Genomic DNA, 1,798 nt, shown 5'->3' with positions numbered 1-1,798 from the left:
CTGCAACTCCAAGTAGCTTGGGTATAGACTAAGCCAATTAGCCGCTTGGTTTTATTTTGGTAACGATCAAACCTTGTTCGACATGTATGTTAAGCAAGTTTGATCCCGATGAGACTTTGGTCTTGGGAAGGTGAATACTGGTGAAAAAGCCCCTTATCGTGCAAAAGTTCGGTGGAACTTCGGTGGGTTCAATAGAAAGAATGCAAACCGTAGCCGAACACATCATTAAGGCGAAGAATGATGGCAATCAAGTTGTCGTAGTAGTCTCTGCCATGGCAGGGGAAACCAATCGACTGGTGGGTTTAGCTCAACAAGTAGATAGCGTACCAAACGCTAGAGAACTTGATGTTTTGCTCTCTGCTGGTGAGCAGGTGTCAATGGCCTTAGTGGCAATGACACTGCACAAAATGGGCTATGCCGCCCGCTCACTAACCGGAGCTCAAGCGAATATTGTGACGGACAATCAACACAATGACGCGACGATTAAACATATTGATACTCGAACGATTACTGAGCTGCTAGAACAAGATTTTATTGTGATAGTCGCGGGTTTTCAGGGCATTAATGAAAATGGGGATATCACTACGTTAGGCCGTGGTGGCTCAGACACCAGTGCTGTAGCATTGGCTGGGGCACTGAATGCCGACGAATGCCAAATATTCACTGATGTCGATGGGATATACACTTGTGATCCACGCATTGTACCAAGTGCTCGTAAGCTGGATGTGATTGATTTTCCTTCCATGGAAGAGATGGCGCGCAAAGGCGCAAAAGTGTTGCACCTACCGTGCGTGCAGTATGCTTGGAAGCATGCCGTGCCACTCAGAGTGCTCTCTACCTTTGAAGTGAACCAAGGCAGTTTAATTAAAGGCAGTGCCGCAACTCACGCAGTATGTGGTATTGCTATTCAGCGCGATATGGCGCTGATAAGAGTGGAGAGCGAATCTTTCCCAAGCATCATCAAGCAGTGCCAAATGCTCGGCATTGAAGTCTGCACAACCATTGATGAGCCTACCAATAGTGCATTTGTGATTAAACGCGATGCTTATGCCAAGCTACAATTAGTCGGCGCAGAGAAAATTCATGGTTCAGAGCCCGTGAGCCTTATCACCAAGGTCGGTATACAAGCCGGGGCATTAGTTGCCCATGCACGTCAGACCTTAGCGCAACATGGCATCGATGTGCGTTATGTCTCGGCCTCGGAACAATCATCTATGCTAATGTTAGACCCTGCAAATGTGGATCGTGCGGCAAATATTTTGCACGAGACCTATGTGACGTCGGAAATCCCTCAAGAGTTTGGTCTAAAACAAACCTTTTTAGGTTAAACGGGCACCATTGAGAGTTTACGATGTCATAACTTTTGATGGATAATAGTGTGGTTGCAAGAAAATACAGAGATTACTCAAGGAGCTAAGAATGCTTATTTTGACTCGCCGTGTTGGCGAAACCCTGATGATCGGTGACGAAGTGACCGTGACAGTATTAGGTGTAAAAGGTAACCAAGTCCGTATCGGTGTAAACGCACCGAAAGAAGTGTCTGTGCACCGTGAAGAAATCTACATGCGCATTCAAGCTGAAAAAGGTAATGGTGGCGTTGCGTCTGGCAACTACTAATTATCGAAGAAAGGTCGGCCGTTAACGCCGACCTTTTTGTTTATCCCCGTGTTTTTATTTAGAAAGTGCAAATTCTCAGCGCTTTGGTTAATTTGCCAACGGTTGAGTTGTTTTCCCGAGTTTTCACCAAGAAAGTGTTTGACATATTTTTGGTAAATCGTAATATGTGCCTCCGCAAGAC

At 45.8% G+C, this 1,798-nt stretch carries 3 protein-coding genes; 2 read left to right on the top strand and 1 reads right to left on the bottom strand.

Features of this window, described 5'->3' with window-relative positions:
* Nucleotides 1–140 precede the first annotated feature (140 nt).
* Together GOU96_RS17340 and csrA are read left to right on the top strand one after the other, a co-directional pair.
* Complete coding sequence (locus GOU96_RS17340; protein ID WP_001885701.1) at nt 141–1,328, top strand: aspartate kinase; 1,188 nt, start codon at nt 141–143, stop codon at nt 1,326–1,328.
* A gap of 91 nt (nt 1,329–1,419) precedes the next feature.
* The gene (gene csrA, locus GOU96_RS17335; RefSeq protein ID WP_000906485.1) at nt 1,420–1,617 is read left to right on the top strand and encodes a carbon storage regulator CsrA; all 198 of its coding nucleotides are present in this window, start codon (nt 1,420–1,422) and stop codon (nt 1,615–1,617) included.
* Here csrA and GOU96_RS17330 read toward each other — a convergent pair.
* The coding region (locus tag GOU96_RS17330) for a hypothetical protein (protein ID WP_267783052.1) at nt 1,614–1,798 on the bottom strand (185 nt) is incomplete at its 5' end. The genes csrA and GOU96_RS17330 overlap by 4 nt on opposite strands.

It is taken from the genome of Vibrio sp. R-1, assembly GCF_035615595.1.
GTDB classification, from domain to species: Bacteria; Pseudomonadota; Gammaproteobacteria; order Enterobacterales; family Vibrionaceae; genus Vibrio; species Vibrio cholerae.
Note: the sequence above shows the minus strand (reverse complement) of the source record. Positions and strands in the feature narration are given on the sequence as shown.